This window comes from Sphingomonas sp. CFBP 13706 (assembly GCF_014842355.1).
Lineage (GTDB): Bacteria > Pseudomonadota > Alphaproteobacteria > Sphingomonadales > Sphingomonadaceae > Sphingomonas > Sphingomonas aerolata.
Map to the genome: position 1 here is coordinate 126,542 of NZ_JACYVM010000001.1, position 15,656 is coordinate 142,197.

At 67.1% G+C, this 15,656-nt stretch carries 20 protein-coding genes; 10 read left to right on the forward strand and 10 right to left on the reverse strand.

Annotation, left to right across the window (positions count from 1 at the left end):
• Nucleotides 1-191: 191 nt before the first annotated feature.
• The 9 genes from IFS44_RS00480 to madL form a co-directional block, all read right to left on the reverse strand.
• Nucleotides 192-1,070, reverse strand: a complete 879-nt coding sequence (locus tag IFS44_RS00480; protein WP_192097080.1) for a hypothetical protein — start codon at nt 1,068-1,070, stop codon at nt 192-194.
• Between the two features lie 35 nt (nt 1,071-1,105).
• Nucleotides 1,106-1,318, reverse strand: a complete 213-nt coding sequence (locus IFS44_RS00485; protein ID WP_192071007.1) for a CsbD family protein — start codon at nt 1,316-1,318, stop codon at nt 1,106-1,108.
• Entirely contained in the window at nt 1,315-2,847 is a 1,533-nt protein-coding gene (locus IFS44_RS00490; RefSeq protein WP_192097081.1) for a PAS domain S-box protein, read from the reverse strand. Before IFS44_RS00490 ends, IFS44_RS00485 begins: the two co-directional genes overlap by 4 nt.
• Nucleotides 2,848-2,851: 4 nt before the next feature.
• Nucleotides 2,852-3,217 carry a CsbD family protein gene (locus tag IFS44_RS00495; RefSeq protein ID WP_192097082.1) on the reverse strand — a complete coding sequence of 122 codons (366 nt, stop codon included), beginning with the start codon at nt 3,215-3,217 and terminating at the stop codon, nt 2,852-2,854.
• A gap of 40 nt (nt 3,218-3,257) precedes the next feature.
• Nucleotides 3,258-3,587 carry a hypothetical protein gene (locus tag IFS44_RS00500; RefSeq protein ID WP_031440051.1) on the reverse strand — a complete coding sequence of 110 codons (330 nt, stop codon included), beginning with the start codon at nt 3,585-3,587 and terminating at the stop codon, nt 3,258-3,260.
• Nucleotides 3,588-3,681: 94 nt separating this feature from the next.
• Nucleotides 3,682-3,876: a hypothetical protein gene (locus tag IFS44_RS00505; protein ID WP_192097083.1), complete on the reverse strand. Its 195-nt coding sequence runs from the start codon at nt 3,874-3,876 to the stop codon at nt 3,682-3,684.
• Between the two features lie 155 nt (nt 3,877-4,031).
• Complete coding sequence (locus IFS44_RS00510) at nt 4,032-4,721, reverse strand: FCD domain-containing protein (protein ID WP_192097084.1); 690 nt, start codon at nt 4,719-4,721, stop codon at nt 4,032-4,034.
• A gap of 4 nt (nt 4,722-4,725) precedes the next feature.
• On the reverse strand, nt 4,726-5,490 hold the full coding sequence (gene madM / locus IFS44_RS00515; protein ID WP_056022622.1) for a malonate transporter subunit MadM: 765 nt from the start codon (nt 5,488-5,490) through the stop codon (nt 4,726-4,728).
• Between the two features lie 11 nt (nt 5,491-5,501).
• Entirely contained in the window at nt 5,502-5,945 is a 444-nt protein-coding gene (gene madL / locus IFS44_RS00520; protein ID WP_159510553.1) for a malonate transporter subunit MadL, read from the reverse strand.
• A gap of 165 nt (nt 5,946-6,110) precedes the next feature.
• Here madL and mdcA point away from each other — a divergent pair, with 165 nt between their 5' ends.
• The 9 genes from mdcA (at nt 6,111) to IFS44_RS00565 (ending at nt 13,234) form a co-directional block, all read left to right on the forward strand.
• Entirely contained in the window at nt 6,111-7,757 is a 1,647-nt protein-coding gene (mdcA, locus tag IFS44_RS00525; RefSeq protein ID WP_192097085.1) for a malonate decarboxylase subunit alpha, read from the forward strand.
• Nucleotides 7,758-7,768: 11 nt separating this feature from the next.
• Nucleotides 7,769-8,086 carry a malonate decarboxylase acyl carrier protein gene (mdcC, locus tag IFS44_RS00530; RefSeq protein ID WP_159510555.1) on the forward strand — a complete coding sequence of 106 codons (318 nt, stop codon included), beginning with the start codon at nt 7,769-7,771 and terminating at the stop codon, nt 8,084-8,086.
• Nucleotides 8,083-9,042, forward strand: a complete 960-nt coding sequence (locus IFS44_RS00535) for a biotin-independent malonate decarboxylase subunit beta (RefSeq protein WP_192097086.1) — start codon at nt 8,083-8,085, stop codon at nt 9,040-9,042. The genes mdcC and IFS44_RS00535 overlap by 4 nt, the downstream gene beginning before the upstream one ends.
• Nucleotides 9,029-9,745, forward strand: coding sequence for a biotin-independent malonate decarboxylase subunit gamma (locus IFS44_RS00540; protein ID WP_192097087.1), 717 nt, complete (start codon nt 9,029-9,031; stop codon nt 9,743-9,745). The genes IFS44_RS00535 and IFS44_RS00540 overlap by 14 nt, the downstream gene beginning before the upstream one ends.
• Complete coding sequence (mdcG, locus tag IFS44_RS00545; RefSeq protein WP_192097088.1) at nt 9,745-10,374, forward strand: malonate decarboxylase holo-[acyl-carrier-protein] synthase; 630 nt, start codon at nt 9,745-9,747, stop codon at nt 10,372-10,374. The genes IFS44_RS00540 and mdcG overlap by 1 nt, the downstream gene beginning before the upstream one ends.
• Nucleotides 10,371-11,207 (forward strand): triphosphoribosyl-dephospho-CoA synthase MdcB, encoded by an 837-nt coding sequence (mdcB, locus tag IFS44_RS00550; protein ID WP_192097089.1) that lies wholly within the window; start codon nt 10,371-10,373, stop codon nt 11,205-11,207. Before mdcG ends, mdcB begins: the two co-directional genes overlap by 4 nt.
• Nucleotides 11,204-12,115, forward strand: coding sequence for an acyltransferase domain-containing protein (locus IFS44_RS00555; protein WP_192097090.1), 912 nt, complete (start codon nt 11,204-11,206; stop codon nt 12,113-12,115). The genes mdcB and IFS44_RS00555 overlap by 4 nt, the downstream gene beginning before the upstream one ends.
• Before the next feature lie 152 nt (nt 12,116-12,267).
• Nucleotides 12,268-12,843: a GAF domain-containing protein gene (locus IFS44_RS00560; protein WP_192097091.1), complete on the forward strand. Its 576-nt coding sequence runs from the start codon at nt 12,268-12,270 to the stop codon at nt 12,841-12,843.
• A gap of 64 nt (nt 12,844-12,907) precedes the next feature.
• Nucleotides 12,908-13,234, forward strand: a complete 327-nt coding sequence (locus IFS44_RS00565) for a hypothetical protein (protein WP_192097092.1) — start codon at nt 12,908-12,910, stop codon at nt 13,232-13,234.
• 128 nt (nt 13,235-13,362) lie between these two features.
• Here IFS44_RS00565 and IFS44_RS22045 read toward each other — a convergent pair whose 3' ends face one another.
• Entirely contained in the window at nt 13,363-14,022 is a 660-nt protein-coding gene (locus tag IFS44_RS22045; protein ID WP_244649785.1) for a PEPxxWA-CTERM sorting domain-containing protein, read from the reverse strand.
• A 1,419-nt stretch (nt 14,023-15,441) separates the two neighbouring features.
• Here IFS44_RS22045 and IFS44_RS21865 point away from each other — a divergent pair.
• A complete protein-coding gene (locus IFS44_RS21865; protein WP_206757800.1) occupies nt 15,442-15,585 on the forward strand; it encodes a hypothetical protein in 144 nt (47 codons plus the stop codon).
• The last annotated feature ends 71 nt before the right edge of the window (nt 15,586-15,656 follow it).

A 15,656-nucleotide genomic window follows, 5' to 3' on the forward strand; every position in this document is an offset into this window, starting at 1 on the left:
GGGCACGTCGACGACCTTCGAAACTGCTGGCTTCTCGAGAGGGACAAAGCCCGGCGCGGTCGGGGGGCTGCAACTATTCCGCTATCGGAATCAATTCCGCGGCCAGGGTCATGGCACGGTGAGGCGCTGGCAAAAAAAAAGGCGCCGCCGGAGGATCCGGCAGCGCCCCAGTCAGGCTCGGCGGATCGCGATCAGATGCGGCGGCGCGTCGCGGCGGTCGCGCCGGCCCCTGCGGCGGCGGCACCGATCAGCAGCGCGATCACGACCATGAACGACGTGCCCGCAGCGGCGCCGGCGGCGGTGTCGGTCGCCGACTTGGCGGTCGCGATCGTCTCGTCCTTGGTCTTGACGAACTGTGCCTTGGCGCGCGTCACCTGAGCCTGGGCTTCGGGACGCGCGATCTTGCGCTGCGCGGCGACGATGTCGACGATGCGGCTCTCGGCACGCGCGCCGTCCGGCCCGCCGCGGGCGAGTGCGGGAAGCTGCTTGGCCACTTCCTTCTGCGCCTGTTCCGACGTCATCTGAGCAGGATCCGACGGTGCGTCCGACAGATAGGCGGCCGCCTCTTCGCGGACGTCGCCCGTATCGACGCCGGCGACGTCGGCGACCTTGGGCGCGGCGGCACCGATCCCGGTCCCCGCTGCGGTCGCGACCGAGCCGACAGTACGGAAGGCGCCGCCGATGATCCCGCCGACCGCCGAGGTCAGCAGGTACAGCGTCAGGATTAGCGTCACGCCCCAGACCACGAGGCCGTGGACGAGCCCGTCGAACCGGTCATGGACCCCGGCGACGCGTGCCGCGGCATAGCCGCCCGCGCCAAGCGCGATGATCGTCGTGACGAGCCAGTACAGTCCGGCACCGATGCCGAAGCCAGCCGCGCCCGGCGTGGTCCCCTCGACCGGGTCGACCAGCGTCAGGCCGATGCCCGTGCCGAGAATGCCCAGCACGAGCTGGACCGCGATCGCGAGGACGACGCCCGCAAAGATCGCCCCCCAGGATATGCGGCTGGGCGTCTTCGCAAGACGCAGGTCGTCGGCCGGCAGAACGCCGGGTGTCGTGGTGATCGTCATAGATGCTCCTGTTGAATAATGTGCCCGCGACGGCGTCAGTCGGTTCCGTCGCGGTCGATGGAATGATCCGCTTCATGCGGCTCGGCCTGAGCCTGCTTCGCGCCGGCCTTGCTTTCGCGGCGGCCGCTGCGTTCGACACCGGGGTCGCCGATGATCTTGCCGATCGCCTCCTGGACAGAGCCCTTGGCCTGGCGCGCGCGTCCGGTCTTGCTGCCGGCCTTGCCGCCTGGTGTCGTGTCGTCGGTCATGCTGCGACCTCCTTGTTTGCCGCATCGGCCGGATGACGCGCGGGCAGCGAGTCTCCGTCGAAGCCGCGCGCGCGCGCCCAGGCTGCGGCGGCGTTGCGGCGGTTGACCCCGATCTTCGAATAGATCCGCGCGACGTGATTGCGCACAGTGTTGCCCGAGACGTCGAGCGTCCGCGCAATCGACTTGTCGTCGAGCCCGCGACAGATCAGCGCCAGCACCTCGCGCTCGCGCGGGGTCAGCTCGTCGAGCCCGACGCCGACCGGATCGGCCTGCGGCGTCCGGATCCGCGCGAGCTTCTCCATGATCGACCGGCTGAGCCAACTCGTATCCTGCATCACCGCTTCGATCGCATGGACCAGCTCGCGCTCGGATGCCTTGCGCGTGCTGATGTCGCGCATCGCCCACAACATGCACGGTTCGCCGCCGAGCTGGATCGGCTCGCTCGAGACGATCCCGTCGATTACCTGACCCGATTTGAGCCGGAGCCGCAGTTCGCGGTCACGGATCGGCCGGTCGGCGGCGATCTCGCCCTCGATCTCGTGCTGGATCGCACCGGTCTCCCACAGATCGACGACCCCAAGCGGCTGGTCGACGATGTCCGCCGCCGTATAGCCGGTCAGCTCGGTGAACGCCTCGTTGACGTCGCACAGCCGGTGGCCGTCGCGCGTGCCGATCGCCAGCGCGACCGGCGCGAGCGAGAAGGTACGCGTGAACCGGTCCTCGCTGTGGCGCAGCGCTGTCTCCGCCTTGCGACGCGGCTCGAGGTCCGCGAAGGTGAACAGCATGCACGCCTGCTCGGCCAGATCGATCGGCTGGCCCGCGACGATCACCAGCTTGGTGCCGCCTTCGGGCAGGTCGAGTTCGGCCTCCATCTGCGGGATCGTCCGCCCCTCGCACAGCCGTTGCTTCGCCACGTCGCGCTTGTCGGCATGCGCGAGGATGTCGAGATCGTAGAGCGTGCGGGCGAGCACCCCGTCGCGCTCATGCCCGGTCATGTCGAGAAAGCCCTGGTTGACCTTCACGAACTTCAGATCGCACAGCCGGCAGATCACCGCGGGCACGGGGTTCGCGTTGAACGACTGCTCGAACCGATCTTCCGCCTCGAACTGCGCGGAGACGTCCTGAATGACCAGGACGAGGCATTCGGGCTCGTCCTGGTCGTCGGTCAGCACGAGGCTGCGGACCTGATGGACCCAGCGCGGGCTGTCCTCGCCCGCGACCGCCACCTCGACCACCACCTGCGAAAACGCCTCGCCCGACACGACGCGCTCGATCGGATAGTCATCGTCGCCCAGCCGGTGGTTGTTGCGATAGCGCAGCTGGAACTTCGCGCGATAGGCGTCGACCGTCGCACCCAGATCCTCAACCGCGTCGACCCCGTGCATCGCGAGCGCCGCGGCGTTCGCCCACAGGATCGACTGGTCCGGATCGATCAGGATCACGCCCTCGTCGAGCCCCGCGATGATCTGGCGCAGATGGCGCAAATCGGCGGAGTCGCGCAGCGACTTGAGGGCGGGGGCGGCGGTCATCCGATCAGTCGCGCTGGCCGTGGACGAGCCAGGCCAGGCCATAGCCGATCGCGGCGGCGCCGAGTGCCCAGAGCAACGGTGCGTCCTCGGCGGATTCCTGCACGGTCCGCGCGCCCTGGCGCGCCAGCTGGCCGGCGCGGTCGGCGGCCTCGCAGGCGTCGCTGCCGAGCTTGTCGGCGAGCTCCGGGGCGCCATCAACGGCATCGGCGACCGCGGACTTCGCGCGGCCGTAGAGATTCTGTGCGCCGCCCGCGACCTGATCGACGACGCCGTCGACCTGCCAGTCACTGCTGCTGACGGTATCGCCGATCGTCTTCTCGACCTTGCCGCCGACATAGCGTGCGCCGCCCTGGAATTCGTCCTTGTTCATCGTCTTGTCCTTCTCGAAAGTGGGGAAACGTCAATTCGGCTCAGGGCAGGACACGGCAGGCTGCCGCGGCCTTGCCGACCTCGAGCGCGATCGCCGGATCGCGCAGTTCGGAGGCGACACGGATCAGGTCGGACGGCGTCAGCGCCCCCGGCGTCGTGTCGTTCTGCCGATACGCCGCGGCCGCCTTGCCGAGCCGCTGGAGCTGCCCGAGCGACAGGCGCGACTGGAGCCGCTCGCCGACGCAATCCGCACGCGGCGCGTCGAGCCCGTAGCGTTGCAACCCCGAGGATATGCGTGTCGCCGGTGCCGCACAGCCGACGACTCCCGTCATCAGCACCAGCGAGGCGATCGTCGCAGACAGGCTTTTCATGATCGGGCTCCCGACATTCCAGGAGCGCAACTGCTCCCGGATCGGACGCATAAAGCGTGAAACAGGACGTAAGTTCCTGGTATTTATGCGCTAATCATGGGTACTCATATACTAGAGGATCGGCCGCCCGCGCCCGGTACAATCGCGCGAACCGGCGATGCAGCGTCATCGTGCTGGCATCGGTCGCCACGTTGGCGCGCCGCTCGTGCCAATCGGCGCGCGCGTGAAAATAGGCGGCCTCGCCGGCCCCCCCGGTCTGCGGCGGCCGGTCGTCGTCCTGATCCGTCATCGTCCTGCTTTTCTCTATGGTCGTCGCCGCGACCTTAGGCCGTCAGCATCGCCGCCGCGTGATCGGAAAGGACCAGTGCACTGGGTAGATATCCCAGTCGGCGCAGCATGCCTCCGGGGGGACTCATACGTGGCGGAACCCACCACGCCGGGCGATCATCCCGCCGGCTTGGCGTGCGCAGCGTCCTGGTGCGCGATATAGCTGTCGAGCGCGCTCGCGGCGTTGAGCATGTGCGCGCGCATCCGCCGCGCCGCCTCGTCGCCATCGCCCTCGGCGATCGCGCGCATCACCGCGTCATGTTCGGCGCGCGAGCTGGCGAGGCGGCGGTCCTGGCGCAGCTGCATCCGGCGGAAGGCGTTGAGCCGCGTCCGCACCGCGATCGCCTGGTCGGCGAGGAAGTCGTTGTGCGCCGCGCGGTAGATCGCCTCGTGGAACTCGCGGTTGAGCGCGTCATAGGCGTCGACATCGCCGGCCACGACCGCCGCCTCGCTCGCCTCATGCACCCGCAGCAGCCGGCTGCGCTCGAGCGGGGTGATCCGGTAGGTGGCGAGCCGGACGCACACCGCCTCGAGCTCCGCCATCGTCTCGAACATGTCCATCACCTCCTCGGCGGTGACATGGCGGACGATGACGCCGCGGCGCGGGCGGACCTCGACCATCCCGCTGGTCGCGAGCTGGCGCAGCGCCTCGCGGACCGGCGTGCGCGAGGCGCCGTAGCGGTCGGCAAGTTGCTGTTCGTCGAGCATCGTGCCCGGCGCGAGCTCGCCCGACGAGATCGAGTCGGTCAGCGCGTTGCGGATCCGGTCGGACAGCAGCCCCGTGTCTTCGCTCTCGATATCCGCCACGCTGTCAGCCCCCCACGATCGCGCGGACGATCAGATAGAGGATCGACGGCGCCACCAGGCACCCTAGCCCGGTATGGAAGGTCGCGGTCAAGGCGCCATAGGGCACGAGCCGGCGATCGGTCGCGGCAAGCCCGCCGGACACGCCGCTGACCGTCCCCATAAGCCCGCCGAACACCATCGCGCTGCGCGGGTTGTTGAGCCCGATCAGCCCGGCCACCAAGGGCGTGCCGACCATCACCATCACCGCCTTGAACACGCCCGTCGCGATCGACAGCGCGATGACGGGCGAACTCGCGCCGATCGCCGCACCCGTGACCGGCCCGACGATATAGGTGACCGCGCCTGCGCCGATCGTCGTCATCGACACCGCATCGGTATAGCCGAACGACGCCGCGACCAGCGCGCCGACGATGAACGGCAGGATCGTACCGAGCAGCAGCGCGACGACGCCGATCAGCCCCGCCTTCTTCGCCTGTTCGACATCGACCTCGCACGCGGTGGCGACGATCGCGAAGTCGCGCAGCATCGCGCCGCCCATCAGCCCGATTCCGGCGAGCATCGGCAGATCGGCGAGCCCCTTGTGCCCGCCGGTTGCGATCCCGCCCCAGAAGGCGAGTGCGAGGCCGATCAGAATCGCGATCGCCGAGCCGTGGACCCGGCCCATGGTCAGCTTGGCTGACAGGATGTTCGACAGCCACATGACGATGCCGACGACCGCGAACGCGGTGAGCAGCGCATTGGCGGTCAGGACCTTGGTGATCATTTCCATGCGTTCGGTTCTTAGCGCGGGGTGATCGGGGCGGGGGATCCGGCGGCGATCGCCATCTCGGCTTCACGCGTCTCGCGCGCCTCGATCTCGTCCATGGTCTCGGGCGTGCCCGACAGCCGGCTGATGATCGCGACCGCGCTGAAGCACAGCAGCAGCGCGCCGACGCCCGCGATCAGCACGATCGGGCCGCCCTCGACCGCGGCGACGACATCCTGCTGCGCCGCCATCGCGACGACGATCGGGATATAGAGCGCGCCCCAGAAGCCGATCCCGCGCGACACGCCTTCATTGTAGCGACCGCGCGTCTTCAGCCACATCCGCGCGGCAATCAGCAGGATCATCGCGATGCCGACTCCGCCGACATTGGCCTTCACGCCGAGCAGCACGCCGAGGCCTTCGCCGAGCAATTGCCCGATCAGCGTACAGATCGCGAGTAGTGCTACTCCGGCGATCATGCGCCGCGTCCCGCATATGTGGCGGCAAGGGGTAGGGACTCGCTCATGGCATATCCTCTCAATGTATTCGATCTGGCGTCTTATACGACGTCAAGTATGCACAGGCTTGCGTTTGGGGCAATAGCGAATACAAGAGGGCCAGAATAAGCGGCAGGAGGCGATGCGGTGCGGCAATGGAATACGCGCAAGCAGATGCGCGAGGAGCGGATCGCGGCGGGCCGGGGCTTTGCCACCGGCAAGCTGGTCGATCCCGAAACGCTCGTCGACTTTCTCGAAGCGGTGCTCAGGCCCGGTGACCGGGTCTGCTTGGAGGGCGACAACCAGAAACAGGCGGACGTGCTGGCCAAGGGGCTGGCGGCGATGGATCCCGAACGGATTCATGACCTGCACATGGTGCAATCAGGCGTCGTGCTGCCCGAGCATCTCGACGTCTTCGACAGCGGGATCGCAAAGCGGCTCGATTTCTCTTACTCCGGCCCGCAATCGGCACGGATCGCGAAAATGCTGTTCGGCGGCAAGATCGAGCTCGGCGCGATCCATACCTATCTCGAACTGTTCGCGCGCTATTTCGTCGATCTGACGCCGCAGGTCGCGCTGATCGCCGCGGTCAGCGCGGATCGTCACGGCAACCTGTATACCGGCCCCAATACCGAGGACACGCCGACCGTGGTCGAGGCGACGAGCTTCGGCAGCGGCCTCGTCATCGCGCAGGTCGGCGAGATCGTCGATACGCTGCCGCGCGTCGACATCCCGGGCGACCAGGTCCATTTCGTGCTCGATGCGGGCAAGCCCTTTTATGTCGAGCCGCTGTTCACGCGCGATCCCGCGGCGATGACCGAGACTCAGATCCTGACCGCGATGATGGCAATCAAGGGGCTTTATCAGCCCTACGGCGTGCGCCGGTTGAACCACGGCATCGGCTTCAACACCGCGGCGATCGAGCTCCTGCTGCCGACCTATGGCGAGAAGCTTGGGCTGAAGGGCAAGATCTGCACACACTGGGCGCTCAACCCGCATCCGACGCTGATCCCCGCGATCGAGGCGGGCTGGGTCGAGCAAGTCCATTGCTTCGGCTCCGAAGTCGGCATGGAGGATTATCTCGCCGCGCGGCCCGACATCTTCTTCACCGGGCCCGACGGCTCGCTGCGCTCGAACCGCGCGTTCAGCCAGACCGCGGGGCTGTATGCCTGCGACATGTTCATCGGCTCGACGCTGCAGATCGACCTTGCCGGCCATAGCTCGACGATCACCGCGAACCGCATCGCCGGCTTTGGCGGCGCGCCCAACATGGGGTCGGACGCGCGTGGCCGGCGCCATCCGAGCGATCCCTGGTTGCAGGCCGGCGCGGAGGCGGATCCCGATACCGCGGCACCGCTGCGGCGCGGCCGGAAGCTCGTCGTGCAGATCGGCGAGACGTTCGGCGAGGGCAATGCGCCGCTGTTCGTCGAAAAGCTCGGCGCGCTCGAACTCGCGGAAAAGCTTGATCTCGATCTCGCACCGATCATGGTCTATGCCGACGACACCACGCACATCGTCACCGAAGAGGGCATCGCCAACCTGCTGCTCTGCCGCAATGCGGACGAGCGCGAACAGGCGATCCGCGGCGTGGCGGGCTTTACCGAGATTGGCCGCGGCCGCGACAGGGCGATGGTCGAGCGGCTGCGCGAGCGGAAGATCATCCAGCGGCCCGAGGATCTCGGCATCGACCCGCTCGACGCGAACCGCAACATGCTGGCCGCGCGTTCGATCAAGGACCTGATGCTCGCCTCGGGCGGGCTCTACCGGCCGCCGAGCCGGTTCCGGAACTGGTAGGGGATAGAAGCATGGAAATCCTGCATTTCGATATCGCCGCGCCCGTGCCGGCGGGCGGCACGCGCGCAATGGCACTGGTCGGCGTGGTCGCGTCGGGCAATCTGGAAGTGCTGGTCGAGCGCGGCGACGCGGCCGATCGGTGCGCGATCGAGATCAGCACCGCGGCGCACGGCTTTCGCGACCTCTGGGACGCGGTCGTCGCCGATTTCGTTGGCCGGCGCGCCGCCGGCGGCCTGCGGATCGCGATCAACGATGGCGGCGCGCGCCCCGACACGGTGTCGCTGCGCCTCGCCCAGGCCGTCCGCATGATCGAGGAGCCCGAAGCATGAGCAACCTTCATCAGAGCTGGTACGAGGCAGGCGCGCGCGAGCGGATCGCGGCGCTGGTCGATACCGGCAGCTTCACCGAATATGTCGGCCCCGAGCGCCGCGAAACCAGCCCGCATCTCGGCATCTTCGACCTGCCCGCGCAGTTTGACGACGGCATCGTCGTCGGCGCTGCGACGGTCGACGGCACGCCGATCCTGATCGCCGCGCAGGAGGGCCGCTTCATGGGCGGCGCGTTCGGCGAGGTGCACGGCGCCAAGCTGGCCGGGCTGCTCCGCGCTGCCAAAGCCCTTAACCGCGACGTCGTGATCGCGTTCGACACCGGCGGCGTGCGGCTGCAAGAGGCGAATGCCGGCGAGATCGCGATCGCCGAGATCATGCGCGCGATCACCGAAGCACGGATCGCGGGCGTGCGCGTCGTCGGGCTGATTGGCGGCCGCGCGGGCTGCTATGGCGGCGGTGGGTTGATCGCTGGCTGCTGCTCGACGCTGATCATATCCGAACAGGGCCGGATCAGCGTCACCGGCCCCGAGGTGATCGAGACCAACAAGGGCGTCGAGGAGTTCGACTCCCGCGACCGCGCCCTGGTCTGGCGGACGATGGGCGGCAAGCACCGGACGCTGATCGGCGGCGCGGACCTGTTCGTCGACGACGACGCGGCGGCATTCCGTTCGGCGATGCTCGCGGCGCTCGGGCGACCAGCCAAGGCAGGTTCCGTTCCGAACGCCGCCCCCCTCCCGGTTGGGAGAGGGGAGCGACCCGGTCTCGATCTCGACACGCTGGCGGCCGAACAGGACCGCCTCGAACGCCGCATCGCCCGGTTCGGTGACGCCGCCGACGCCACCGACATCTGGCGCATGCTGGGCATCGACGACCCGCAGGCGATCCCCGACATGCCTTCCGCCGCCTTCGCGACCCTAGCCGCCCAGTATCGGGAGAGTGCCGATGACGCCCGCTGAGATCCTCGATTCGATGTTTCCGTCCGGCCATGATGTCACCGCGGAGGGCGACCTGCTGTTCGGCCGCGGCACATCGCCCGACGGACGGGTCGTGCATGTCATCGGCGCCACCGCGCGCGCGCCGATCGGCATCGACCAGGCGATCCGCCTGTCCGCCGCGGTGCTCGCGATCGCACGCAGCAACGACGACGCGCCGATCCTCTTCCTCGTCGACAGCGCGAGCCAGCGGATGAGCCGGCGCGACGAACTGCTCGGCCTCAGCGAATATCTCGCGCACCTCGCCAAGTCGCTGCTGCTCGCCGAGGCGCGCGGCCACCGTACGATCGGCCTGCTCTATGGCGGCAGCGCGGCCGGCGCGTTCATCGCCACCGCGCTCGCCTGCGACACGCTCGTCGCGCTGCCCGGCGCGCATCCCGAGGTGATGGACCTCGCCTCGATGGCGCGCGTCACCAAGCTGTCGATCGATCTGCTCGAGGACAAGGCGAAGACGACCCCGGTCTTCGCCCCCGGCCTCGACAATCTGGTCAGCGTCGGCGGGGTCGCCGAGGTCTGGGATCCGCAGCGCAGTCTGGCGGATCAGCTCGCGGTGCTGCTCGCCACGCCGCGCGATCACGATGTGCGTGCGACGCTCGGGGCCGAGCGCAAGGGCCGGCCCAAGGCCGCGGCGATCGCGGACGAGGTGGACGCGGCGGCGCAGCGCTGATGCGCTTCGACCGACACCGGCTGGTCTGGATCGACCCGCAGCGCTGGCCCGCCATCCTCGCCGCGCACGGGCTCGCCAACGCCCCGGCGCTGCTCGCCGATTGGGCCAAGGACGACCGCCCCCTAATCGCGCGGCGGCAGGTCGTCGGCGAACTGCCGTGCCTGGTCCCGCTCGGGTTGCCGCTGCCGCCCTCGATCGGCAAGCAGCGGCTCGCCTTCGCCGTGCCCCCCGATGCGATCCGGGCCGACGCCCCGCCGCCGCTGCTGCGCGATGCGGCGGCGGCGGCACCCCCCGCCTGGCAGGACAGCATCGCCGCGCTCGTCACGCTGGACCCGGACACGCGCTGTTTCGGCAGCCTCGCCTGGGCGCATCTGACCGGGCTGGCCTATCTGTCGCCGGGTTCGGATCTCGACCTGCTCTGGACGGTGGCGGATCAGCGCACCGCGACCGCACGTGCCCGCGCGCTTCTGACGATCGGAGCGATCGCACCGATGCGGATCGACGGCGAACTGCTCACCCCGCAAGGCCATGCGGTACAATGGCGCGAATGGGCGTCGGACGCGCCCGATCTGCTCGTCAAGGCGGCGCACGCGAACGGCGTGACCCCGCGCGCAGCGGTGTTCGCATGACCGCGCTCGTCGCTGCGACGCCCGCGGTCGACACCGACACGATCGGCCACGCCGCCGCTCTGTGCCTCAGGCGCGAGATCGCGACCTATCCCAAGCCCGGCCTCGTCAGCCCGGTCGATCCGGGCGCGCATGACGACATGGATGCGGCGATGATGAACCGCAGCGCCGACGCGCTCGCCCCCTATCTCGCCGCGCTGGCCCAGGCGGGCGCCGCGGGGGCAGGGATGGACCGGCTGCGCGCGATCGGGATCGCGGCGGAGGCGGCGATGATGGTCGCGACGGACGGGGTGAACACGCACCGCGGCGCGATCTTCGGCATGGGCCTGCTCTGCGCCGCTGCGGGGTTCCGCGCGCGCTATGGCATCGCCGCACCGCTCGGGACGATCGTCGCGCAGCATTGGGGCGCGGAGATCCTGCGCGGCCCCGTCGCGCTGCACAGCCATGGCACCACGGTCGCACGCCGCCATGCCGCGGGCGGTGCACGGGCCGAAGCCGCCGCCGGCTTTCCCGCGCTCTACGCCACCGCCTTGCCCGCGCTCGCCACCGCGCGGGCCCTGCGACCCGACGACCAAGACGCGCAGGCGGTGCAGGTCCTGATGGCGCTGATCGTCGGTGTCGCGGACACCAATCTCCTCTATCGCGGCGGCCCCGCCGGCCTGGCCTTCGCGCAAGACGAGGCCCGCGCCTTCCTCACAGCCGGGGGCATCGCCGCGCGGGACTGGCGCGCGCGCGCGATCGCGGTCCACCACCGCTTCGTCGCCCGGCGGCTCAGTCCGGGGGGCTGTGCGGACCTGCTGGCGATGACGTTCTTCGTCGCGGCGCACGACGCGTGACGCTCGCACTGCTCTGTTCGGGGCAGGGGCGGCAGGACCGCGCGATGTTCGACCTGTTCGTCGACCAGCCCGCCGCCGCACCGATCCTCGCCGAGGCCGCCGCGATCCTCGGACAGGATGTCCATCAGCTCGTCCGGACCGCTGCTGACGACCGGCTCCACGCCAATGCGAGGAGCCAGATCCTGTGCGTCGCGCGCGGACTGGCGGCGGCGGCGTGTCTCGAACCGATCGGTCCGGCGCTGGTCGCGGGCTATAGCGTCGGCGAGATGACCGCCTGGGGCATTGCCGGCCTGTGGTCGCCCGCCGCCACGCTGCGGCTCACCGCGGCGAGGGCGACGGCGATGGACGCGGCAGGCGGTGCGGAGGATGGCCTCGGCTTCGTCCGCGGCCTGCCGCGCGCGGCGGTCGAGGCGCTGGTCGCGCGGTTCGACTGCGGCATCGCGATCGTCAATCCCGGTCTGCTGTTCGTGATCGGCGGCACACGCGCGCAGGTCGCCGCCTGTTGCGACGCGGCGCTGTCGGAGGGCGCAGCGACCGCCCGCCCGATCGCGGTCCGCGTCGCGTCGCACACCCGCCGCCTCTCCGCCGCGGTCGCGCCGTTCCACGCCGCGCTGCTCGAAGCCCAGCCCGCACGGCCGATCCGGGGACGCACGCTGATCGGCGCGACCGACGCCACGATCGTCCGCGGCGCCGCCGGCATCGCAGGGCTCGCCGCACAGCTCGACACGACGATCGACTGGGCCGCCACGCTCGAGGCGCTGGTCGAACGCGGCGTCGACCGCCTGCTCGAACTCGGCCCCGGCACCGCGCTCGCCGACATGGTCCGCGCCGCCTATCCCACGCTCGACGTCCGCGCGGTCGATGACTTCCGCAGCCTCGCCGGAATCACCGCCTGGATCGCCCGCTGAACGTCGGGGGAGACAAGGGGAGGGTGCCGTTCGATAGGGCGGGCGGTGATGCCAACCCTTTGTTAGCTATTGCTTTATATCGTCACAGGCCGGGCAAACGGACGCTTAGGCTCCCTATCTGCTCGATTGGGCACATAGGGCTAGGATATGATATGTCGATCTCGTTCTACATCATGGCGGATAAGCCGGAAAATGAACGCGAGCGCGAAAGGGCCATTGCGACAAGCAATCTCATCGCCAGTCCGCATGTCGGCAGATTCCGGCCGATCTTGGATGCTGTCCGCGATACCCTGAAGGCGAAGTCCGCAGCCATCACCATCGTCTATCAGGACTCGACCTATGTATTGTCGGCAGCGGGTTTCGAGGCTGGCATCTATAAGAGGTCAACGTCCTTCTGTGCGCATGCCATTCTATCCCCCGACGAACTGACGATCGTTCCGGACGCAGGCGCAGACGAGCGTTTCGCCGGCAACCCCTTCGTCGACACGATCGAGGGCATTCAATTCTATATCGGTGCGCCTCTGTGCGACGAAGACGGCACCGTACTCGGCGCATTGTGCGTCTTCGATGAAAAACCAAGTGACTTCGTCACGGACGACGACAGGGCGCGGATCATCGCATTGAAGAAGGAAGCAGAGGCGATTGTCCACGCCATAAGCAGGCAGGCCGACGTCGATCGCGAAGGCGATAAGGAAGTCCAGTCTTCGATGCAACGCCAGCGACCGTAATGGCCACGTGTGCGCAACAACGCAGACTGCCCGGACGAGCCTCGAAATGAATATGTATCGCAAAATGGCGAGCGATATCTCGCCGGCGCTGATCGAACGTCGTTGCGCATCCCGGCATCTCGTCAACCTGGGGGCGCTTCTGATCACCCCTCTGGGCGAAATGATACCCGCGACCGTGACGGGCGTCTCCACGCGTGGTTTTCGGGTGAAAGCGGATTATGGCGTGACGATCGGCCGTTCCGTCGGCCTCGCCATTCCGGGCCTGCCGAGATATGTCGGGTGGGTCGCCTGGTCCTATCTTGGCGAATTCGGGCTGGAGGGTGCCCAGGAAATTACCGAGGACGCCGTCGAGCATATTGTCGCACTCGGCACCCCTTCGGCGATCATGTAGTCCAGCACGCTGCCTGATCCTCGACGCCCTTACTCTGGGGTAAGATATCAGACGAAGATGACGCTGGACTGAAAGGCCGCCGACCAATGAAGGGCGGCGGCTCTATATGGGATGAACTGTCATCGAGATCAGGCGTAAGCCGTACCTGTGACGACTTTACCGATGCGCCGGCGGAGCCCGAGGCCGACTCCCCCGAAGCCGACGAGCATCATGAGCCACGTTGCCGGCTCTGGAACCGCGCCGATCGAAACGGTCGCATTTTCAGGTGCAAAATCTGTAATCTGGTTGACGTTACCCACACCGTTTCGGGGCCAGAGATTAAACCCATATTGCGTCGGCCCAAAGCCCGTGCTCGGCAGCAAGGCGAGCGGAACCCGCGCTGTCAGCATGTTTCCCGCGATGGAAATACCAGCTGGGTCCAAGGCGTTTGGACCGACCGATCCGGTGCCGTTCTTCTGTATCACGATGGCCTGATTGAAGATCACATCGGGTTGACCGATCGAGGCAAAAGGCCTGGCGATGCCTGTACCGGTGTTGACGCCGAAAATGTACAGACCCGCCGTCTGCGGATCGATATCCCCGGCGAAAGTGGCGCCTAGCGTGAAGAATTGCGACATACTGTCGTAATTGACCGAGAAGCCTGTGACGTCGAGATCTGCAAAACGTGGACCCGCAGTATATGACGGAATGAAGTCGTCGGTCGGATCCATGATTGATACAGCTGCAGCGGGTGTTGCACAAATTGCCGTCAATCCAAGCATTCCGACTATGATTGCCTTGTTTATCATGGGACTATCCTCGAAAGTCGGCAACCAGCGTCGCCATTCTTTCCTTATCATAATCCGAAATTCTCGACGATAATCCTAATGGCTTAAGACGCACTACTCTAATTGGATTATAGGAGACCTCCGCATATCCTTGGATTCGTCGAATTTGATGCGAATTTCCCTGAGCAAGCGGCGGGAGTGGTCCAGCTTCCCCTACCGATCGGGAAAGGTGCAGGTGCTCCACTTCCCGACGGAAGTTCTCCGGCCCGATCGTGTCGGATGCGGTGTCGCAACAGGCGGCGGCCGCCGCGCCTCATGATCTTACGGATGAAAAGCGCCATCGGACATGCATAATCGTGATCGATGACCAGAAATCGCATCGCGTTTGGCCATGCCGCCGAAGGTGCAATCTGAAGCTCTGAACGTCGCGGCGAACGAAGGGAGGGTGCTCATCGACGGACCCGGCCTTGCCGCCACGCGCGACATAGAGGCGGCGTCCGCTTCTTCCGATCAACTGCTCGGTAGGTGCAGGTCGGCCCGTCGTCAGTCGCTCGACGCTCTCGAGCGGCTCCCCGGTCGAGCCCGTCCTCGATTGGATAGAACGCGTGTCGACCCTAGCCCGGTCCCCGCTTCATACGTGTTTGAGCTTGTGAGCGGCGTACCCGAGAACGAGAAAAGCTGCGACGGAAGAGCCGGCCCAGCCCACCAGGATCATTACCATTGAAACATCCTCTGCTCCGCGGCGCGTTTCGCACCGTCATAGCGCGCAATAAGTCCTGTTTTTGTATGGTTAACAAGACATGAAGAGTGACCCAACAGTCATTTATTTGACGACGGGCTACGCCGGCCACCGGGTAACGTCGAGGCCCCCGAGCTGCTTGATTGTCCTAATCTCCCTGCGCTCGCAGCTGGCGAGTAGTTGCAAACTGATTGAGAACAAAAACGGCACGATGGAGTTCAGGTGCGATCCTGATTCGCTGCCCGGATGCGTTCAATAAGAATGTAATCCCCACAAGATCGACTGCCCGAGCACGCGAAAGAGCAGGCAGGAGCCTCGCTAGCCTCCCTACGATGATAGGGCGAAACGCCGCCTAGCTGAACCAGTCCGTCACGCGCGGTTCGCCGCGACGCCTGCCAGCGGAGGAACGCCGCCACCGCGCGATCGTCCTCAACGCCGACGAGCGGGCACTGGGCGCGCGCGATCGTTGGTCACCGGGAGAGCCTCCGGATCCTGTCAGCTCGCGCGAGACAAGGCGTTGCCGCGCATCAGGTGCGGCTGCGGCCGGAAGGTTTGGAAATCGCCAGCTGCATGTTCGGATGGCCTTGCGGGAATATTGGGCGAGGGTAATTCGAAATACCCCTTGAGCCGCCCCCGGAACGCCTAATCTGCGACGGTTGTGCGCGGCCGAAGTGTCGGGAAGCCGCACGCTTCGTGCCAGCATGACAAAAGCGGCGTTGTGCGCGCGCAATGAGCAGCTTCTCTCGGCGCTCAATCAGATTGCGGCATCCTATTCCACTGTCAGGCGGCGAGCATTGCAGGAAATCGCCGCTGCGGCCCTCGCGGCGCATGCGAGCGGCGCATGATCATCGACACCCTCAATCCTAAATGCAGGAGTGCTGCAGCTCGTATACATAGCCTCGGATCTTGGGGGGCG